This is a genomic window from Enterobacter sp. BNK-14 (assembly GCF_047456095.1).
GTDB classification, from domain to species: Bacteria; Pseudomonadota; Gammaproteobacteria; order Enterobacterales; family Enterobacteriaceae; genus Enterobacter; species Enterobacter kobei.
Genome location: NZ_CP179897.1, coordinates 2,082,008 through 2,101,771, shown reverse-complemented (window position 1 = coordinate 2,101,771; position 19,764 = coordinate 2,082,008). Strand labels below are relative to the sequence as shown.

General features: G+C 56.0%; 17 protein-coding genes and 1 riboswitch. Of the genes, 9 read left to right on the top strand and 8 right to left on the bottom strand.

Annotation, left to right across the window (positions count from 1 at the left end):
• Positions 1-163: 163 nt before the first annotated feature.
• Genes ACMGGM_RS09975 through hldE form a run of 3 tightly spaced genes read left to right on the top strand, consistent with a single transcriptional unit; the run spans position 164 to position 5,813 of the window.
• Positions 164-1,465, top strand: a complete 1,302-nt coding sequence (locus ACMGGM_RS09975) for an inorganic triphosphatase (protein WP_014885271.1) — start codon at positions 164-166, stop codon at positions 1,463-1,465.
• 21 nt (positions 1,466-1,486) lie between these two features.
• Positions 1,487-4,342 (top strand): bifunctional [glutamate--ammonia ligase]-adenylyl-L-tyrosine phosphorylase/[glutamate--ammonia-ligase] adenylyltransferase, encoded by a 2,856-nt coding sequence (gene glnE / locus ACMGGM_RS09970; RefSeq protein ID WP_059373174.1) that lies wholly within the window; start codon positions 1,487-1,489, stop codon positions 4,340-4,342.
• Between the two features lie 40 nt (positions 4,343-4,382).
• The gene (gene hldE, locus ACMGGM_RS09965; RefSeq protein ID WP_014885269.1) at positions 4,383-5,813 is read left to right on the top strand and encodes a bifunctional D-glycero-beta-D-manno-heptose-7-phosphate kinase/D-glycero-beta-D-manno-heptose 1-phosphate adenylyltransferase HldE; all 1,431 of its coding nucleotides are present in this window, start codon (positions 4,383-4,385) and stop codon (positions 5,811-5,813) included.
• A 102-nt stretch (positions 5,814-5,915) separates the two neighbouring features.
• Here the strand turns inward: hldE and ubiK are convergent, their stop codons facing one another.
• On the bottom strand, positions 5,916-6,212 hold the full coding sequence (gene ubiK / locus ACMGGM_RS09960) for a ubiquinone biosynthesis accessory factor UbiK (protein WP_045281433.1): 297 nt from the start codon (positions 6,210-6,212) through the stop codon (positions 5,916-5,918).
• 119 nt (positions 6,213-6,331) lie between these two features.
• Positions 6,332-6,482, top strand: a riboswitch (FMN riboswitch).
• 105 nt (positions 6,483-6,587) lie between these two features.
• Between ubiK and ribB the strand changes: the two genes are divergently transcribed.
• Complete coding sequence (ribB, locus tag ACMGGM_RS09955) at positions 6,588-7,241, top strand: 3,4-dihydroxy-2-butanone-4-phosphate synthase (RefSeq protein ID WP_014885267.1); 654 nt, start codon at positions 6,588-6,590, stop codon at positions 7,239-7,241.
• A 44-nt stretch (positions 7,242-7,285) separates the two neighbouring features.
• Here the strand turns inward: ribB and ACMGGM_RS09950 are convergent, their stop codons facing one another.
• From ACMGGM_RS09950 to ACMGGM_RS09935, 4 genes are all read right to left on the bottom strand, one after another.
• Positions 7,286-8,347: a type 1 fimbrial protein gene (locus ACMGGM_RS09950; protein WP_414149170.1), complete on the bottom strand. Its 1,062-nt coding sequence runs from the start codon at positions 8,345-8,347 to the stop codon at positions 7,286-7,288.
• A complete protein-coding gene (locus tag ACMGGM_RS09945; protein WP_059373176.1) occupies positions 8,331-9,092 on the bottom strand; it encodes a molecular chaperone in 762 nt (253 codons plus the stop codon). Before ACMGGM_RS09945 ends, ACMGGM_RS09950 begins: the two co-directional genes overlap by 17 nt.
• A 6-nt stretch (positions 9,093-9,098) precedes the next feature.
• Positions 9,099-11,537, bottom strand: coding sequence for a fimbria/pilus outer membrane usher protein (locus tag ACMGGM_RS09940; RefSeq protein WP_059373178.1), 2,439 nt, complete (start codon positions 11,535-11,537; stop codon positions 9,099-9,101).
• A gap of 75 nt (positions 11,538-11,612) precedes the next feature.
• On the bottom strand, positions 11,613-12,173 hold the full coding sequence (locus ACMGGM_RS09935) for a fimbrial protein (RefSeq protein ID WP_014885263.1): 561 nt from the start codon (positions 12,171-12,173) through the stop codon (positions 11,613-11,615).
• Positions 12,174-12,696: 523 nt separating this feature from the next.
• On the opposite strand from ACMGGM_RS09935, the gene ygiD reads away from it, so the two are divergent.
• The gene (gene ygiD, locus ACMGGM_RS09930; RefSeq protein ID WP_014885262.1) at positions 12,697-13,485 is read left to right on the top strand and encodes a 4,5-DOPA dioxygenase extradiol; all 789 of its coding nucleotides are present in this window, start codon (positions 12,697-12,699) and stop codon (positions 13,483-13,485) included.
• Between the two features lie 79 nt (positions 13,486-13,564).
• Here the strand turns inward: ygiD and ACMGGM_RS09925 are convergent, their stop codons facing one another.
• The 3 genes from ACMGGM_RS09925 to tolC form a co-directional block, all read right to left on the bottom strand.
• Entirely contained in the window at positions 13,565-14,725 is a 1,161-nt protein-coding gene (locus ACMGGM_RS09925) for a glutathionylspermidine synthase family protein (protein WP_023331320.1), read from the bottom strand.
• Positions 14,726-14,727: 2 nt separating this feature from the next.
• On the bottom strand, positions 14,728-15,393 hold the full coding sequence (locus ACMGGM_RS09920; RefSeq protein ID WP_014885260.1) for a DUF1190 family protein: 666 nt from the start codon (positions 15,391-15,393) through the stop codon (positions 14,728-14,730).
• Positions 15,394-15,587: 194 nt separating this feature from the next.
• On the bottom strand, positions 15,588-17,072 hold the full coding sequence (gene tolC, locus ACMGGM_RS09915) for an outer membrane channel protein TolC (protein WP_086527700.1): 1,485 nt from the start codon (positions 17,070-17,072) through the stop codon (positions 15,588-15,590).
• Positions 17,073-17,270: 198 nt separating this feature from the next.
• On the opposite strand from tolC, the gene nudF reads away from it, so the two are divergent.
• Genes nudF through yqiA form a run of 4 tightly spaced genes read left to right on the top strand, consistent with a single transcriptional unit; the run spans position 17,271 to position 19,758 of the window.
• Positions 17,271-17,903, top strand: a complete 633-nt coding sequence (nudF, locus tag ACMGGM_RS09910) for an ADP-ribose diphosphatase (RefSeq protein ID WP_008502974.1) — start codon at positions 17,271-17,273, stop codon at positions 17,901-17,903.
• Complete coding sequence (locus ACMGGM_RS09905; protein ID WP_003862516.1) at positions 17,900-18,322, top strand: DUF1249 family protein; 423 nt, start codon at positions 17,900-17,902, stop codon at positions 18,320-18,322. The genes nudF and ACMGGM_RS09905 overlap by 4 nt, the downstream gene beginning before the upstream one ends.
• A 27-nt stretch (positions 18,323-18,349) precedes the next feature.
• On the top strand, positions 18,350-19,177 hold the full coding sequence (gene cpdA, locus ACMGGM_RS09900; RefSeq protein WP_014885258.1) for a 3',5'-cyclic-AMP phosphodiesterase: 828 nt from the start codon (positions 18,350-18,352) through the stop codon (positions 19,175-19,177).
• Positions 19,177-19,758 carry an esterase YqiA gene (gene yqiA, locus ACMGGM_RS09895; protein WP_023331317.1) on the top strand — a complete coding sequence of 194 codons (582 nt, stop codon included), beginning with the start codon at positions 19,177-19,179 and terminating at the stop codon, positions 19,756-19,758. The genes cpdA and yqiA overlap by 1 nt, the downstream gene beginning before the upstream one ends.
• The last annotated feature ends 6 nt before the right edge of the window (positions 19,759-19,764 follow it).

Here is a 19,764-nt window from a genome sequence, read left to right as displayed (position 1 = left end):
TCGTCAGCAATCAGAATCATCTGTGTCACGACTCTACACATTTACGCCCGTCAAATTGCTCATTGCATGGCAATTTGGCGCAAAATACTATGTACTGACAAACAAATGGCGAGGAAGTTCGCCCTCATTGACGCGTCTGTGACGCCCGCAAAAGTACAAGGCTATGGCTCAGGAAATCGAATTAAAATTTATCGTCGAAAAAGACAGCGTTGACGCGCTCCGCCAGCATCTGCATACGCTCTCCGGCGAGCACCATGAACCCGTACAGTTGCTCAACATCTACTACGAAACGCCGGACAACTGGCTGCGTAGCCACGATATGGGGCTGCGCATCCGCGGCGCAAACGGGCGCTACGAGATGACGATGAAAATCGCCGGCCGCGTGGTCGGCGGTTTGCACCAGCGCCCGGAATACAATATCGACATCAGTAAGCCAGAACTTGAGCTGGATCGTTTCCCGGCGGAGGTCTGGCCGGAAGGTGAACGGCCTGCCACGCTGGCAGAGCAGGTACAGCCGCTGTTCAGCACCGATTTTTGCCGTGAGAAATGGCTGGTGACGGAAGGTAAGAGCCGCATTGAAATCGCGCTGGATTTAGGCGAAGTGAAGGCGGGTGAGTTCCAGGAGCCTATTTGCGAGCTGGAGCTGGAACTGCTGGAAGGGGATGCCAGCGACGTGCTGAAACTGGCGCGCAAGCTGGTGAGCCAGCCGGGTTTACGTCAGGGCAGCCTGAGTAAAGCGGCGCGCGGTTACCATTTGGCGGCCGGGAATGCGCCACGCCTGCTGAGAGAGACCCCGATTCTGCGTGTTGTTCCGAAGGCCAGCATTGAACAGGGCATGGAAGCGGCGCTGGAGCTGGCCCTCTCTCAATGGCAGTACCATGAGGAACTCTGGGCGCGTAACGTGAAAAATGCCAGCAAACAGGTGCTGGCCGCCATTGGGCTGGTGCGTCATGCCCTAGCACTGTTTGGCGGTATCGTACCGCGTAAAGCAAGTGCTCACTTACGTGACCTGCTGACCCAAACTGAAACGCTGATGCATTCCGATGTCTCCGCGCAAACGGTGATCTACAGCCCGCAAAACGCCGCGGCAAAACTGGCGCTGACCGAGTTTCTGGTGACGCGCGGCTGGCGCAGCTTCCTGGATGCAAAAGCGCAGACCAAAATCGCGGATAATTTTAAACGCTTCGCGGATATCCATCTTTCCCGTCACGCTGCCGAACTGAGAACGACCTTCGCACATCCGCTGGGTGACCAGTACGGCGATCAGCTTCCCCGTCTGGCGCGTAATATCGACAGCATGTTGCTGCTGTCGGGGGCGTATGAGGGCGTGAAGGCGCAGGCCTGGCTGGAAAACTGGCAGGGGCTCAAGCATGCCATTGAAACCCGTCAGCAGATTGAGATCGAGCATTTCCGCAACGAGGCCATTTCGCAGGATCCGTACTGGCTGCACAGCGGAAAACGTTAATTCTGGCAAGGAACCCCTGATATGCCGCTTTCTTCGCAGTTACAGCAGCACTGGCAGACCGTTTGCGAGCGTCTGCCCGAGTCTTTACCGGCGTCATCGTTAAGTGAGCAGGCCAAAAGCGTGCTCACGTTCAGTGATTTTGTTCAGGAAAGTGTGAGTGCCAACCCGGACTGGCTGGCAGAGCTGGAGAGCGCACCGCCGCAGGCGAACGAGTGGCGGCAGTATGCCAGCTGGCTGCAAGCCGCGCTGGCAGATGTGGCTGATGAAGCGACGCTGATGCGCGTTCTGCGTCAGTTCCGCCGCCGGGTGATGGTACGCATTGCCTGGGCGCAGTCGCTGGCGCTGGTGAGCGAAGAGAGTACGTTGCAGCAGTTGAGCGAGCTGGCGCAAACGCTGATCATCGCCGCGCGAGACTGGCTCTACGCCGCCTGCTGTAAAGAGTGGGGCACGCCGTGCAGTGAAGAAGGGGTTCCGCAGCCGCTGTTGATTCTGGGGATGGGGAAGCTGGGCGGTTGCGAGCTGAACTTCTCCTCAGATATCGACCTGATTTTTGCCTGGCCGGAAAACGGCTCGACGCGCGGCGGGCGCCGCGAGCTGGACAACGCCCAGTTCTTTACCCGCCTCGGCCAGCGTCTGATCAAGGCACTGGACCAGCCGACGCAGGACGGCTTTGTCTACCGCGTGGACATGCGCCTGCGCCCGTTTGGCGACAGCGGTCCACTGGTGCTGAGCTTTGCCGCGCTGGAGGATTATTACCAGGAACAGGGGCGCGACTGGGAGCGTTACGCAATGGTCAAAGCGCGGATCATGGGCGACAGCGACGACGCTTATGCTAACGAACTTCGCGCCATGCTGCGCCCGTTCGTTTTCCGCCGCTACATTGATTTTAGCGTGATCCAGTCCCTGCGTAATATGAAAGGGATGATTGCCCGCGAGGTCCGCCGCCGTGGGCTGAAGGACAATATTAAGCTCGGCGCGGGCGGCATTCGTGAAATTGAATTTATCGTTCAGGTCTTCCAGCTCATTCGCGGCGGGCGAGAGCCGTCGCTGCAGTCGCGCTCGCTTCTGCCGACGCTGAGCGCCATTGAGCAACTGCACCTGCTGCCGGACGGCGACGCGCAAACCCTGCGCGAAGCCTATCTTTTCCTGCGCCGTCTGGAAAATTTGCTGCAAAGCATCAATGACGAGCAGACGCAGACTTTGCCGGGCGATGAGCTGAACCGGGCGCGTCTGGCCTGGGGCATGGGTGCGGACGACTGGGCGGCACTGACCGAAACGCTGGACGCACACATGGCAGGCGTGCGCCGCATCTTTAACGATCTGATTGGCGACGATGAAAGTGAATCCCCGGATGATGCGCTCTCCGAGCACTGGCGCGAGCTGTGGCAGGATGCGCTCCAGGAAGATGACACCACGCCGGTGCTGACGCACTTAAGCGATGATGCCCGCCATCGTGTGGTGGCCTTAATTGCCGATTTCCGTCTCGAACTGAACAAACGCGCCATCGGGCCGCGCGGTCGTCAGGTGCTGGATCATCTGATGCCGCACCTGCTGAGCGAGGTCTGCTCGCGAGAAGACGCGCCGGTGCCGCTGTCGCGCATGATGCCGCTGCTGAGCGGGATTATCACGCGTACCACCTATCTTGAGCTATTGAGCGAGTTTCCGGGCGCGCTGAAGCACCTGATAACGCTCTGCGCCGCGTCGCCGATGGTGGCGAACAAGCTGGCGCGTTACCCGCTGCTGCTGGACGAACTGCTCGACCCGAACACGCTCTATCAGCCGACGGCGACGGATGCGTATCGTGACGAGCTGCGCCAGTATTTGCTGCGCGTGCCTGAAGAGGACGAAGAGCAACAGCTGGAGGCGTTGCGCCAGTTTAAACAGGCACAGATGCTGCGCGTGGCGGCGGCCGATATTGCCGGAACGCTGCCGGTGATGAAAGTGAGCGATCACTTAACCTGGCTTGCGGAAGCGATTATTGACGCGGTTGTTCATCAGGCGTGGGTGCAGATGGTGGCCCGCTACGGTCAGCCAAAACATCTGGCCGATCGAGAAGGGCGCGGCTTCGCGGTGGTGGGTTACGGCAAGCTCGGCGGCTGGGAGCTGGGATACAGCTCCGATCTGGATTTGATCTTCCTGCATGATTGCCCGGCGGACGTGATGACCGACGGCGAGCGCGAAATCGACGGGCGTCAGTTCTATCTGCGCCTGGCCCAGCGCATTATGCACCTGTTCAGCACCCGCACTTCGTCCGGCATTCTGTATGAAGTGGATGCGCGCCTGCGCCCGTCCGGCGCGGCGGGCATGCTGGTGACCTCAACGGAATCCTTCGCCGATTATCAGAAAAACGAAGCCTGGACGTGGGAGCATCAGGCGCTGGTGCGCGCCCGCGTGGTCTATGGCGATCCGCAGCTGCACGCGCAGTTCGATGCGATTCGCAAGGCGGTCATGACCACCCCGCGCGAGGGCAGTACCTTGCAGACCGAGGTGCGCGAGATGCGCGAGAAAATGCGCGCGCATCTGGGCAATAAGCATCGCGATCGCTTTGATATAAAAGCCGACGAGGGCGGTATTACCGATATTGAATTTATCACTCAGTATCTGGTGCTGCTGCACGCGCACAACAAGCCGAAGCTGACGCGCTGGTCGGATAACGTGCGCATTCTGGAACTGCTGGCGCAAAACGATATTATGGACGAGCAAGAGGCGCAGGCCTTAACCCGCGCCTACACCACGCTGCGCGATGAACTTCATCACCTGGCGTTGCAGGAGCAGCCGGGACATGTCGCGCTGGACTGTTTTGCCCCAGAGCGCGCCCAGGTGACGGCAAGCTGGCAGAAATGGCTGGTGGAGCCGTGCGTAACAAATCAAGTGTGATATTATCGCGCGCAAATTGTGAATCTTTCTGGAGTCAGGAATGAAAGTAACACTGCCAGAGTTTGAACGTGCTGGAGTAATGGTTGTCGGGGATGTGATGCTGGATCGCTACTGGTATGGGCCAACCAGCCGTATCTCTCCGGAAGCGCCGGTACCGGTGGTTAAGGTCGACACCATTGAAGAGCGTCCCGGCGGCGCGGCAAACGTGGCGATGAACATTGCCTCCCTGGGCGCGCAGTCGCGTCTGGTTGGCCTGACCGGCATCGACGATGCGGCGCGTGCGCTGAGCAAGTCGCTGGCGGACGTGAACGTGAAGTGCGACTTCGTTTCTGTTCCGACCCACCCAACGATTACCAAGCTGCGCGTGCTGTCGCGCAACCAGCAGCTGATCCGCCTCGACTTTGAAGAAGGGTTTGAAGGCGTTGATCCTGAGCCGCTGCACGAGCGCATTAACCAGGCGCTGGGTAATATCGGTGCGCTGGTGCTGTCCGACTACGCTAAAGGTGCGCTGGCGAGCGTGCAGACGATGATTCAGCTGGCGCGTAACGCTAACGTGCCGGTGCTGATTGACCCGAAAGGCACCGATTTTGAGCGCTATCGCGGCGCGACGCTGCTGACGCCAAACCTCTCTGAGTTCGAAGCGGTGGCGGGCAAGTGCAAAACCGAAGAAGAACTGGTTGAACGCGGCATGAAGATCATTGCTGACTTCGAGCTGTCTGCGCTGCTGGTGACCCGCTCCGAGCAGGGGATGACGCTGCTGCAGCCGGGCAAAGCGCCGCTGCATATGCCAACCCAGGCGCAGGAAGTGTACGACGTGACCGGTGCCGGTGATACGGTGATCGGCGTGCTGGCGGCGACGCTGGCAGCGGGTAACTCCCTGGAAGAGGCCTGCTACTTCGCGAACGCTGCGGCGGGTGTGGTCGTCGGCAAACTCGGGACCTCAACCGTTTCCCCTATCGAGCTGGAAAACGCGGTGCGCGGGCGTGCCGACACCGGTTTTGGCGTCATGACCGAAGACGAGCTGAAAGTGGCTGTTGCCGCTGCGCGTAAACGCGGCGAGAAAGTGGTGATGACCAACGGCGTGTTCGACATTCTTCATGCGGGTCACGTCTCTTATCTGGCGAATGCGCGCAAGCTGGGCGATCGTCTGATTGTGGCGGTCAACAGCGATGCGTCGACCAAACGTCTGAAAGGCGAAACACGTCCGGTGAACCCGCTGGAGCAGCGCATGATTGTGCTCGGCGCGCTGGAAGCGGTGGACTGGGTGGTGTCGTTTGAAGAAGATACCCCGCAGCGCCTGATTGCTGGCATTCTGCCGGACCTGCTGGTCAAAGGCGGTGATTACAAGCCGGAGCAAATCGCAGGTAGCGAAGAGGTCTGGGCCAACGGTGGTGAAGTGATGGTGCTCAACTTTGAGGACGGATGTTCAACCACCAACATCATCAGGAAGATCCAGAAAGACAGTCAGTAAAAAAACGGGCCAGTTGGCCCGTTTTTTTCATGTCGCGTGGCGGCTGCGCCGCGATCATGTAGGCCCGGTAAGCGAAGCGCCACCGGGCACAACAGGCCGCACTTATGCCTGATCATCCACCGGTGGAATCGCCGGTGCCGGCTTCACTTCATCCGGCGCGTTGCGGTTTTCCAGCTCGCTCAGACGCTGTTCCAGCAGCGCCAGCTTCTCGCGGGTGCGCAGCAGAACCTGCGTCTGCACGTCGAACTCTTCGCGGCTAACTAAATCAAGGCGAACCAACTGCGCCTGCAGCGTCTGGCGGATTTTCTTCTCAACGTCATCACCAAATTCACGAATGCCTTTTGGCATGGATTCATGAACCTGACGCGCAATTTGCTCAATTTTCTTTGGGTCAATCATTGTCGTTTCCCTTGATGGAAAGGTGTCAGTGTCCATTGTAGCGCGTCATGCCCGGGGTAAACAAAATTGTTTGATGCTTATGCATTGCCCAGCATAATCAATAGCGTTATAGTTATCTCGCTTATTCTCAGGGCGGGGCGAAATTCCCCACCGGCGGTAAATCAGCTTCACGCTGAAAGCCCGCGAGCGCTTTGGGTGACTACTCAAAGGTCAGCAGATCCGGTGTAATTCCGGGGCCGACGGTTAGAGTCCGGATGGGAGAGAGTAACGATCCAGTCGGGCATGGGCCCGCTCACGTTATCTTTTTGCCGCTTGTTGGCGCTCCTAAGACTGCCCTGATTCTGGTAACCATAATGTTAATGAGGTTTTTTTACCATGAATCAGACGCTACTTTCCTCTTTTGGCACTTCAATTCAACGTGTTGAACATGCACTGGATGCGCTGCGCGAAGGCCGCGGTGTGATGGTGCTTGACGATGAAAACCGTGAAAACGAAGGCGACATGATTTTCGCTGCCGAAAACATGACCGTTGAGCAGATGGCGCTGACCATCCGTCACGGTAGCGGCATCGTATGCCTGTGTATCAACGAAGAACGCCGCCAGCAGCTTGATCTGCCAATGATGGTTGAAAACAACACCAGCGCCTTCGGGACCGGTTTTACAGTGACCATTGAAGCCGCGCATGGCGTGACCACTGGTGTGTCGGCGGCTGACCGTTTGACCACCGTGCGTGCAGCCATTGCGGATGGGGCGAAACCCTCCGATCTGCACCGTCCTGGCCACGTCTTCCCGCTGCGTGCGCAGCCGGGCGGCGTGCTGACCCGTGGTGGTCATACCGAAGCGACTATCGATCTGGTGACCCTGGCAGGCTTTAAACCTGCTGGCGTGCTGTGTGAATTGACCAACGATGATGGCACCATGGCGCGCGCGCCGGAGTGCATTACCTTTGCGCGTCTGCACAACATGCCGGTAGTCACGATTGAAGATCTGGTGGAGTACCGCCAGGCGCACGAGCGCAAAGCCAGCTGAAACCGCTGATGTGAAAAAGCCGGGGAAACCCGGCTTTTTTGTGGCTAGTGGTAGTTAATTTTAAACAGCACCACCGTTTCGAACGGACCTGACTTAATGGCTTTTCCCGCGTCGGGGGAGAGCTCCGCGGTATAGGTTTGTTCATAGTTCAATGTACTCCCGGTGAAATCCGCATACTCTTCGTAGTGGTTGAAGGTATAAGGCTGGGTTCCATTGAGGATACGTAGCTTTAAGCCATTTCCAATCAACAGGGCAGTATCGTTTTCGGAGAGCGACTCCGTCGTGTAAAACGATGAGTCCATTTTAAAGCCATCTGAACACTGGGCGTCCTGCACTTTCGTGGTTTTAACCGTAAAGGTGCGGTTGCGCGTTTGCTGATTCACGATGTCGCGAGCACTGAAGGTACCGAAATCTATCTCCTGGTTCTCAGGATAAATACTGAAGGTTGCGCCGCAGTCGAGGACGGTAATATTTTCTAACCCGTTAATGTGGTACTTGAGGTTTTTTGCATCGGCCATCTGGTTAACCCCGCCTTTTCCGTCAAACTGCACCACGACGTAGTCCTCCAGCGAACTTTTGTAGCCATGCGGCGGAACGGCCTTAATACGAACGTAAAGGCGCAGTCGGGCAATGAACGTGCGCGTGGTGTGAATATCATTGGCATTGCCTGAGCATAGTCGGTTCTCCCACCCCATTTGCTTGATTTGTTCCGGGGTGTACATGGTGATGTTGTTATTATCAAGGCACTGGCGGGTATCTACGCCGTTTGGCTGCCCCGTCGCGTCATAATCCATGCCTTCATAGGTGACCCCCAGCTCGTAGTAAGGGTCGGAAGCGGCTGGATAGGGGTTGACCCAGGCATAGACGTCCTCTTTTTCGAAGCTGCCGGCCACATCGTGGTTACAGGTGACCGGGATTTTAATGTCGTCAGATTCCCAGATCTTTTGCCCCACCTGTGCATTGCTGGGGATAGCAAACGGACTGATCGTTTTTGTCTCTTCCACCGGGCCGCCCTGAGCGCCCAGATAGCAATCGAGCGCCAGCGCGGCTTTTAAGGGCAGCAGCGCCAGCAGCATCGCGATCAAAACATTAGTGAGCTTTCGCATCGCTTGTGGCCTTCGCATCCTTAAGTTGGCAGGTCGACGTCCCCTGACAGGTCGCGTCAAGCTTTCGCAGTGCGCCGTAATCGTCGATATAACCAATGCTGTAATAGCTGCCGTGATAGCCACCGGTGGTGACAGAGGCGCTGGCAAAGGGTGCCAGCATCAGGCTGTCAAAGCCGGGCAGCATGGTTTTACCATTTTTGCTTAGCCAGGCGAGGGTGAGGTAATAAGGTGTAGGGTTATGAATTGTCAGCCCTTTTGCCGTTGCCGTCACCTCCATGCGCATTTCAGAACGATCGCCTGCTTTTTTCACGATAGCCTTCGGGCGCCAGAACAGCTTGATACGGCTCTGCATGGCGACCTGCATGACGCTGCGATCATCGTCGAGGCTGGCGCTTTTTGGTGGCACTTCGCGCAGGTTGAAGTAGAAGAGCGATTCCCGATCTTTTGGCAGCGCGTTGGTGGCCGCCTGCTTCACGATCCTGACCTGGGATGACGATCCGGGTTCAATGCGCTGGATCGGAGGAAGCGCCATAAAGTGGCTGTCTTCCTTACGACCGTTTTCGTCTTCGATCCAGGAGAGCGCAAGATAGGGGAGCGTTTTGCTCTGGTTATCGACCTTCAGGCTGCTGGCCTTGTCGGTTTCGGGAAAGACGATGCGGGTACGATCCAGATTAATGGCCGCCTGGCTGGCGAATGCTGTACCGATCAACATCAGGCACAGGCTTTTCAGTGGAGTGAGTTTCATCATAATTTACTGACACGGCAGCATAAGCTGCGAAAGGTTAGTGAGGTGTGAAGGTAGCGTGAAGCGACACTGGCTGGCGTCGCCCCAGGTTACCAGGAATTGCTGCTCGGGCTGTACGGCACCCAGCCAGACATGGCCCTCGTCGGCGACGATACCCACGTCTTTACCGCTATCCGCCATCTGGACGCGCGCGCCCAGCGGCGGCATGCCTGATGCGGTTCGCAGGATGCCCAGAACATCATTTCCTGCCCGGGTGGCGATCTGGCGGTAGCCGATGGCCCCTTCTGTCCAGGTCGAGGTCATGACGCGGTTATCCACGTCTACGCCTTCGGGGAGATCGTTCAGATTGACCTGCACGCTTGACGGTGAGTAGCTGGAGAATGAAGGAAGCACCCCGATCCCGAAAGCGTTGGTCTGGTCACGCGACATGTTTAGCGGAATATTGCTGATGCCGTCCGTGCTCACCATGACACGCGGTTCGTTGCCGTAGCTGCGGCGGTGCAGGGCCATGCCTTTTGCCGTACCGGTGAATGACCCATTCCAGCTGGCGCTGAGGGAGCTGTAGTCATTCGCCTTATAACTTCCGGAAACGTTGAGATCGCCGAGCGGGGAGTAGTGCTGGTAGTTTCCGCTGAACTGCGCGCCTGCATCGGTCTGCTGACTTTCGGTACCGGCAGAAACGCCCCAGGTGTTGTTCTTATCAGAGGTGTCGTACCACGAGAGGGTCTGGCTCAGGTTGTCGCTGTTGCGCAGGTCATAGCTGAGGCGATGGTCAGGATCTAGCGGCACGCTGAGAGACAGGTAAAACTGATTGTCGTCCTCACGATCTTGATAGTGGGTTTTGCTGAACGATGCCGAAACGCCAAGGTTTTTCCAGCGGCCCAGATCGAAGTTATACCCCGCGGTCAGGCTGCCCGTATTGGATGGCGCTTCGTCCCACCAGGTTTGCCGGAGCAGGCTAAGGTAGAGATTGAGTGACAGCGCGGGAATGTACTGGCTGGCCGTGATGCTAAACGTCTGTTTTTCCGACTGGCTGTCATTATTTTCGCTGTCCAGGAAGCGTGCGTAGCTGAGGAACTGCGGGTCGGAGTAGCGGTAGCTGGCCAGGGTAAGCTGGCTTCCCGTGGTATCAAAGCGTTTGCTGTAGTTGAAGCGATAGCTGTAACCCGTCTGAGAGGGCTTGTTCGGGAGCTGGCTGGTCGCCTGAGTCACATCGAAGGAGAGGGCCCCGATCAGCGCGAGGTTTTGCCCGATGCCCGCTGCGATGGAGCGATAATTATCGCCATCGGCGAGCGTGCCGCCGTACAGTGAGGTATTGGAGAACAGGCCCCACGAGAACTCGCCGCTCATAAAGGCACTGTCTTCAAGGGCATGCGATGCATCTTCGCGGGGTTTGCCCACGGCAAGCTTGTAGCGAACCTGGCCCTTGCGCGTCAGGAAGGGCACGGAGGCGGCGGACACCTGAAACGTGCTCACGCGGCCGTCGTCTTCGGTAATTTTAACGTCCAGCGTGCCCTGGACGGATTGGTTCAAATCCTGAATGACAAACGGGCCGGGTGGCACCTTAGTTTGATAAATCACGCGGTCAGCGAGACTCACCGTGACGGTGGCATTAGTTTGCGCAATCCCGGCGATTTGCGGTGCATAGCCGCGAAGAGACCAGGGCAGCATGCGCTCATCGCTGATCAGCGACGCCCCGGTATAGGTAAAGGCATCAAAGATAGCGGACTGAAAGTCTGTCTCACCCAGCGTCAGTTTCGCGCCAAGCGTCGGCAGAGGACGGAACATATAGACGCGTGAGAAGCGGCCGTTATGGGTTGACCCTCCCTCGGCATGCGTTTGATTGTACTGATAATCGCTACGTAGACGCCATGCACCCAGGTTGGCACCTGCGGTACCGTAGGCGTTCGCGTTATCCGTGCTGCTACCTTCCTGTGGCTGATAATGGCTGGCAAAGAGGTTGTAGTCCAGCAGCACGCCGGCCACGCCGTTGTCCCAGGTGGAGGGGGGCATCCAGTCGTTCGGACGAAATTGCATCATGGCCTGAGGTACGGTGACGTGCAGCGTTTGGGTTGATTGCTCGAAGCGGAATTTAATATCCGCCTGCGGGGTAAAATCCACGCAGCCCTGTTTAAGCGTTAGGGTCTTACGAATAGTGTCCTGCAGGCCAAAGGTGTCTGCCAGTTCTGCGGGAATACAGACTTCGGCTTTGTTATCAACCTCTTTCCAGGTCAGTTCCCAGCCGTTTGCCAGTGGAATATCGTTGATCGCGACGGTGACAAAATAACGTCCTGGCGTAACGGACGTCTCTTCTTTAAAGCGAGAAAGATCAATGCCCGACCGTAAATCTTTATCGATAGCATTAATATTAAATTCAGTGGCAGAGGCGGCGTGCGCAAGCAAGATGGCAGTAATGATGATTATCGATTGTGATTTATTTTTCATCATTCTGTTACTCGAATAAATAAAAAAGCCGACTGGTAAACATCACCAGTCGGTATAACGGATCATGTTTAATCGTTATTTATACATCAGCACATAGTTGGCGTTAGCTTCAACCTGGCCCGCGGTGGCAGTGGTACCTGTTGGCACTTCCATGCGCGCTTTAAAGTGCAGCGTCTGGGTGTCTGAATTAGGCAGCAGATCCACCGTTTTTGCCGAGCCAAGGGTGATGTTTGCTTCGTCGTTGTCCAGCAGACGGACACCGACGTTTTCAGCACCGCTTGCATAGGTGTTGCTCAGAAGGCTGGTATCTGATGCGTAGGTGGCGGTGCTGCTGAACGTCACTTCCACTTTGGTTATTGGCGTCGCCGTCTCATCGTCGGGATCTGACAGAACGCAGTTCTGCAGGTTAATATCTACCGCAACGGGGGTGGACTTCTTGTTTGCATTGATGACGGCGGTGGTCACTTCACCGAGATCCACCTCTTTATCAACGCTGTCTGGTGCAATGCTGCAAGGCGCGTCAATAACAACGCCTTTAAATTTAATTTTCCCGGAGCCCTGATCGGCGGCAAATGCTGAACCAGAGACAATTGTTGCCATCGCAACGGCTAACAGTGCTTTTTTACCTGCATGCATGAAAATATCCTTTTCCAATGAATTCATACTCTGAATATTAATTTTCAGAAAATTACCATGAGATTATACCTGTGAAAAAAGAGTGAGTGCGATTAATTGCTCTTAAAAATAAATGTAGTCAACATTAAAATATAATCTGAAGTGATCTTTAGTATCGGATTAACAGCGAAAAATGGATTTTTCAGTCGCGTGAAATAATGGTCATATTAGCGATAATTATGTCTTATTTAAAAGTTGACTTTCAGGAAATAAATAAATGTAAAAATACGTGTAAAAAAAAGAGACTATCAGTGAGTACTATTTTTTCATTGAATTTATTAATTTTTAGTATGTTTGCCACCGCCGATGCCTGCTGCCTGGCGCAGAACCAGGCTCAATCCCATCGCTGACATTCATCTTTTCTTAAGTTGTTCCGGATGTTCAAATTTCCTGATGATGATCTTCATGCTTATCTGCGTTCATCTGCGCCAGATTGCGCGTAATGTAGCACCATTAAATTAACACCTTCTGTAAGGATATCATCATGACTTCTTCCCGTATGCCCGCCCTGTTTATAGGCCACGGAAGCCCAATGAATGTTCTCGAAGACAACGTCTATACCCGCGCCTGGCGTCAGCTGGGGGAGACGTTGCCGCGGCCGAAAGCGATTGTGGTGGTATCTGCACACTGGTTCACCCGGGGAACGGGCGTGACCGCCATGGAAACGCCAAAAACCATACATGATTTTGGCGGCTTCCCGCAGGCCCTTTATGACACGCACTATCCGGCACCGGGCTCGCCTGCACTGGCAGAACGTCTGGTCGAACTGCTGGCGCCTGTTCCTGTAGCGCTGGATAAAGAGGCCTGGGGTTTTGACCACGGCTCGTGGGGCGTGCTGATTAAAATGTATCCTGATGCGGATATCCCGATGGTGCAGCTCAGCATCGACAGCACCAAACCGGCAGCCTGGCATCTGGAAATGGGGCGTAAGCTGGCGACGCTGCGTGACGAAGGCATCATGCTGGTGGCGAGCGGCAACGTGGTGCATAACCTGCGCACGGCACGCTGGCACGGTGAAAATACGCCGTACCCGTGGGCTACTGCTTTCAACGATTACGTGAAAGCCAATCTGACCTGGCAGGGACCGGGTGAAGAGCACCCGTTAGTGAACTATCTGGATCACGAAGGCGGTTCGCTCTCTAACCCGACGCCGGAACACTTCCTGCCGCTGCTGTACGTTCTTGGCGCGTGGGATGGTCAGGAGCCGGTGACACTCCCGGTCGATGGTATTGAGATGGGTAGTTTGAGTATGCTGTCGGTGCAGGTAGGGTGAAAACATGCCCGGTGGCGCTACGCTTACCGGGCCTACAAAACCGTAGGCCGGGTCAGGCGAAGCCGCCACCCGGCAGATCTTACTCCACAAAAATATGCGGATAGAACCGTGACAGATCCTGCGTGATAAGCGCGCGATCTTCGCGAATGCCAATCCCGGCGGGCTGGTCGTTAATCAGCCAGCTGCCAATCAGCGTATAGCTGTCGCCAAACTTCGGCAGTTGATAGAATGCCTGGACGATCATCCCTTCTTCGCCGTACGGTCCTTCAACCGCTTCCACCGTTTTGCCGTTTTCGATAATCGACACGTTCGCGCCTTCGCGGGAGAAAATCGGCTTAACGACGTATTTCTCCATCGGCGGGAAATCATCTTCAGCAAAATACGCTGGCAGCAGGTTTGGGTGGTTCGGGAACATTTCCCACAGCATCGGCAGCAGAGCTTTGTTAGAGATAATGCTTTTCCATGCCGGCTCCAGCCAGCGCACGCCCGCATCTTCCAGCTTGGTGGAGAACATTTCGCGCAGCATGTATTCCCACGGATAGAGCTTGAAGAGGTTGCTGATCACCTGATCCTGCATATCCGTAAACTGACCTTTTTCTCCCAAACCGATATCTTCGATATAAAGGAATTCAGTCGCCACGTCGGCTTCGGCGGCACAGTCCTGCAGATACTGCACCGTTCCACGGTCTTCTTCCGTGTCGCGGCAGCAGGCGAGGTGCAGCAGGTTGAAGCCAAACTGCTCGCGCAGCTCGGCGAAACGCGCGATAAGCTTCTCCTGCAGGCTGTTGAACTGGTCGCTGCCTTCCGGCAGGTTTCCGGCGTTCATCTGATCTTCCAGCCAAATCCACTGGAAGAATGCCGCCTCGTACAGAGAGGTTGGCGTATCCGCGTTGTTTTCCAGAAGCTTAGGCTCGCCCACGCCGTCCCATGCCAGATCGAGGCGAGAGTAGAGCGAAGGCTGATTCGTTTTCCATGACTGACGAACAAAGCTCCAGGTGTGCTTTGGAATGCGGAATTTGGTCATCAGCTCGTCGCTGTCGATGACTTTCTCCACCACTTTCAGGCACATCTGGTGCAGTTCTGCGGTCACGTCTTCAAGCTTTTCCACCTGAGCGAGCGTGAGCTTGTAGTAAGCATCTTCACACCAGTACGGTTCCCCGTACATGGTGTGGAAGTTAAACCCGTACTCGGTCGCTTTTTCGCGCCAGTCCGGGCGTTCGGTAATACTGACTCGTTCCATGATCAGCCGCCCATTGAGCGACTAGAGGTGCCTGACGCACTGCGCTGCATGCTGGTCTGTTTCGCCACAGACTCACCAAACCCACCGCGAGTGATGGTGTTGGTGGTCGCAGGTTTCGGCGCCATTGCGGTTTTCGGAACGGTCACGGTACGGCCCGGGGTTGCTGCGCCGTAGCCTTTGCCGCTGGCATCGGTATATTGACCATAGGCCGGGCTGGCCGGGTTTTTCGAGCTAAACAGCGGCTGCTGCTGGTAACCCGCGCCGCCACCCATCAGGCGGCCCATCATGTAACCTGCCATTAATGGCATCCAGAAGCTGCCGCTGGACTGCGCCTGCGCCTGATTTTCCGGCGCCATACCTGCCTGAGCTGGCGTCTGCTGGCACTGGCCTTCACCAAACTCCGCCACACAGTCTTCACGTGAGGCATACTTCGGCGCAGTGCGTTCCGCTTCTTTCAGCGCGTTGGTGTACGCCGTCTTACATTCTGCGGCCTGACCGGTTGCAGCGGAACAGTCATCTGCGTTTTGATACAGCGAAACCGTTTCGTCGTTTTTCTCACAGCCTGCCAGCATAAAGACAGCCGTAACCGCCAGCGCAACAGGCGTGAGGTGGCGCGCATTCCAGCTTTTGCGGAACGACGCGTGATTAATCGTTTTTGTCCGTTTCATATTTGTCTTCCAGGACCCAGTGGTAATAACGCTCAGGATAGAGGATGAGTGGTTGAAAATGAAGCGAAGAGGGGCGGAATCAGGGGGATCTTTACGTTGGCTTACGTTCGGGTGTGATTTTGCGCCGGGTGGCGCTTCGCTTACCCGGCCTACGATTAAGTAGGCCCGATAAGCGAAGCGCCATCGGGCAATGCTTAATGACGGAACGGGTTAGAACCGCTGCTTGCGGGGGCCGTGCTACGCGCGGCGGCTGGCTGTGCCGCAGGGGTGCTACCGTTAGCGTTGAAGTTATCAACGGCGGCAACCTGATCCGGGTTCTCAGGCGCGACGCTTTCTGGCGACGTTGAAACCGGTTTGCCCAACGTGCTGTTCAGCATCTGCAGATCCTGCTCGTTCAGCGTACCCAGAGCCTGTTTGATGTTCAGCTGGTTAATCAGGTACTGGTAACGTGCGCTGGAGAGCTGCTGTTTCGCGTTGTACAGCGTGGTGGTCGCGTCGAGCACGTCAACAATCGTACGTGTACCCACGGAGTAACCGGCTTCCATCGCGTCCAGGGAGCTCTGTGCAGACACCACGGCCTGTTTATAGGCGTTGATGCTGCTGATAGAGGCGTTCACGTTGTTGAAGGAAGAGCGAACGGTCTGCACCACGTTGCGGTGCGCGCTTTCCAGCTGCTCGCTCGCGCCAACAAAGTTGTACTGCGCCTGTTTCACCTGCGAGTTAACCTGACCCCCCTGGTACAGCGGCAGGGAGAAGCTCAGGCCCACTTTGTTCTGGCCCATATTGCTGTCGTCATACTGTGACGTATTGGTTTTAGAGCCGCTGTAGCTGGTATCAGAGACGCCGGTAGACGCGCTCAGGCTCAGGGTTGGCAGGTGACCGTCCTGCGCCTGACGAATTTGCTCGCGGGCCAGATCCTGGCTCAGACGCGCCTGCAGCAAGCTCAGGTTGCGGTTTTCCGCCTCTTTCAGCAGCGCGTTAACCGCCTGCGGTTTATCCGTCTTAAAGCTGTCCACGTTCAGAGAGGCCAGCTCAGGATAGTAATTGCCGGTGACCTGACGCAGCGCTTCCAGCGCGTTGTCGAGGTTGTTACGCGCGGTCACTTCGTTAGCCAGCACGGTGTCGTACTGTGAACGGGCGTTCTGTACGTCGGTGATCGCCACCAGACCCACGTTGAAGCGCTGGGTGGTTTGATCCAACTGACGGTAAATCGCCTGTTTCTGCGCTTCAGTGTAGGAGAGCGCGTCGATGGCGCTCAGCACGTTGAAATACGCGGTGGCCGTGTTCAGGATCAGCGTCTGCTGATCGGTCTGATAGGTGACGTCCTGAATACCCGCGCTCTTTTCCTGCAGGGTCAGGGCACGCCATTTGGACATATCAAACAGCGTCTGTGTTAATTGCAGTGAGGCGCTGGTAGCATTGGAGTTAACGCCGTTAGCGTCGCGGAAACCGTTGCTGTAGGTATAATCTGCACCTAAACCTAACTGCGGCAGCAGTGGGCTACGCGCTTCGTTAATCTTTTCAAACGCAGCATCACGATCGGCCGCTGATTTACGTAAATCAGGGTTGCCCAGACGTGCCTGCTGGTAGACCTGTAACAGGTTTTCCGCCTGGCTCATTGCACTGAAGCCCGTCAGGCTCAGGCCGATAAGGATGGGGAGCAATTTCTTCATTTGCATTCCTTGTTGTGAAGCAGTATTAGCGCTGATCTAATTAAAAAATAATTGCCGATTCTAACAGAATCATCCACACCAAAAGGTTGGCGTTACGTGCCATCTGGCGGTAATTTGCACCAATCTACCATATAGCCTTACAAACGGCAGCCAAACAGCCTTGAAATTCACAATTTCATCACCATTGCTACCAGGACTCGACTCATGCAAAAACCAGAAAAGTTGCCCGTGACATTCGCCAAAAACGATGTAGAAATTATTGCACGAGAAACGCTTTATAGCGGTTTTTTTTCAATGGATCTTTACCGTTTCAGGCATCGCCTGTTTAACGGTGAAATGAGCGGCGAAATCAGACGCGAAATTTTTGAGCGCGGGCATGCGGCTGTCTTGCTACCCTTTGACCCAGTGCGTGACGAAGTTGTGCTGGTGGAGCAGATCCGCATCGCCGCGTATGACGTCAGTGAGAGCCCGTGGCTGCTGGAGATGGTGGCCGGGATGATCGAAGAGGGCGAGACGGTTGAAGACGTCGCCCGCCGCGAGGCGCTGGAAGAGGCCGGGCTGGTGGTTGGTCGTACAAAACCGGTGTTGAGTTATCTGGCGAGCCCGGGGGGCACCAGCGAGCGCTTGTCCATCATGGTGGGCGAAGTGGACGCCACGACGGCGGAAGGGATCCACGGTCTGGCTGATGAAAACGAAGATATTCGGGTTCATGTGGTGAGCCGGGAACAGGCTTATCAGTGGGTAGAAGAGGGGAAAATCGACAACGCAGCGTCTGTCATTGCCCTGCAATGGCTGCAACTGCATTATCAGACATTACGAAACGAGTGGAAAAAATGAAGCGCTATACACCTGACTTCCCAGAAATGATGCGCCTGTGCGAAACCAATTTCGCACAATTGCGCCGCCTGCTGCCGAGAAATGACGCACCCGGCGAAACGGTAAGCTATCAGGTGAGCAATGCGCAGTATCGGTTAACGATAACAGAATCAACGCGCTACACTACGCTGGTCGAAATTGAACAAACGGCGCCCAGCATTAGCTACTGGAGCCTGCCGTCAATGACGGTGCGCCTCTATCATGATGCGATGGTCGCTGAAGTGTGTTCGAGTCAGCAGATCTTTCGCTTCAAGGCGCGGTATGATTACCCGAATAAAAAGTTGCATCAACGCGACGAAAAGCATCAAATTAACCAGTTTTTAGCCGACTGGCTAAGATATTGTTTAGCACATGGAGCAATGGCGATTCCGGTTTGTTAGCGTCATAAACCTACCTAAGGACACCATTTGGAAAGCCTGTTGAACCTGACTGTTGCTGGTGGGGCGCCAGTCAGGATATTACAAATCACCGATACCCACCTTTTTGCCGAAAAGCATGAGACGCTGCTCGGGGTGAATACCTGGGAGAGCTATCAGGCAGTACTTAGCGCCATTCACGCTGAACATCGCGACTGCGATCTGATAGTTGCAACAGGCGATCTGGCGCAGGACCAATCCTCCGCGGCCTACCAGCATTTTGCTGAAGGCATCGCGAGCTTTAGCGTGCCTTGCGTCTGGCTGCCGGGAAACCACGATTTCCAGCCCGCGATGTACAGCTCCCTTCAGGACGCGGGGATTTCTCCGGCGAAGTGTGTTTTTGCGGGTGAAAAGTGGCAGATCCTGCTGCTGGACAGCCAGGTATTTGGCGTCCCGCACGGTGAGTTAAGCGAGTTTCAACTCGACTGGCTGGAGACCAAACTGGCTGCCGAACCTGAACGTCATACCCTGCTGTTGCTGCATCATCATCCGCTCCCGGCGGGCTGCAGCTGGCTCGATCAACACAGCCTGCGTAACTCCGCCGCGCTGGATCGCGTGCTGACGAAGTTCCCCCGCGTGAAACATCTGCTGTGCGGACACATTCATCAGGAACAGGATCTCGACTGGAACGGGCGCCGCATGCTGGCGACGCCGTCGACCTGCGTGCAGTTTAAACCGCACTGTGCCAACTTTACGCTGGATACTATCGCGCCAGGCTGGCGCTGGCTGGAACTGCATGCCGACGGCACGCTGACCACGGAAGTCTGCCGTCTGGCAGGCGCACAATTCCGACCAGATACCGCTTCAGAAGGCTATTGATGTCTACGCTCCTTTATCTGCACGGATTCAACAGCTCGCCGCGCTCCGCAAAAGCGACACAGTTTCGCCAGTGGCTGAGCGAGCATCACCCCCATGTTGAGATGATTATCCCGCAGCTGCCGCCTTATCCGGCGGAGGCGGCGGAAATGCTCGAATCCATCGTGCTTGAACACGGCGGTGAATCGTTTGGTGTGGTCGGCTCATCGCTGGGCGGGTACTACGCCACCTGGCTCTCGCAATGCTTTATGCTGCCGGCCGTTGTGGTGAATCCGGCGGTACGGCCATTTGAGCTGCTGAGGGACTTTCTTGGTGAAAACGAGAACCCCTACACCGGGCAGCAATATGTGCTAGAGTCACGCCATATTTACGATCTCAAAGTTATGCAGGTCGACCCGCTTGAAGCGCCTGATCTCATCTGGCTGCTGCAACAGACGGGTGATGAAGTGCTGGATTACCGCCAGGCAGTGGCGTATTACGCATCCTGCCGCCAGACTATAGAAGAAGGCGGAAACCATGCTTTCACGGGCTTTGAGAATCATTTCACCCAGATTGTCGATTTTCTTGGACTGCACAGCCACTGACAATCA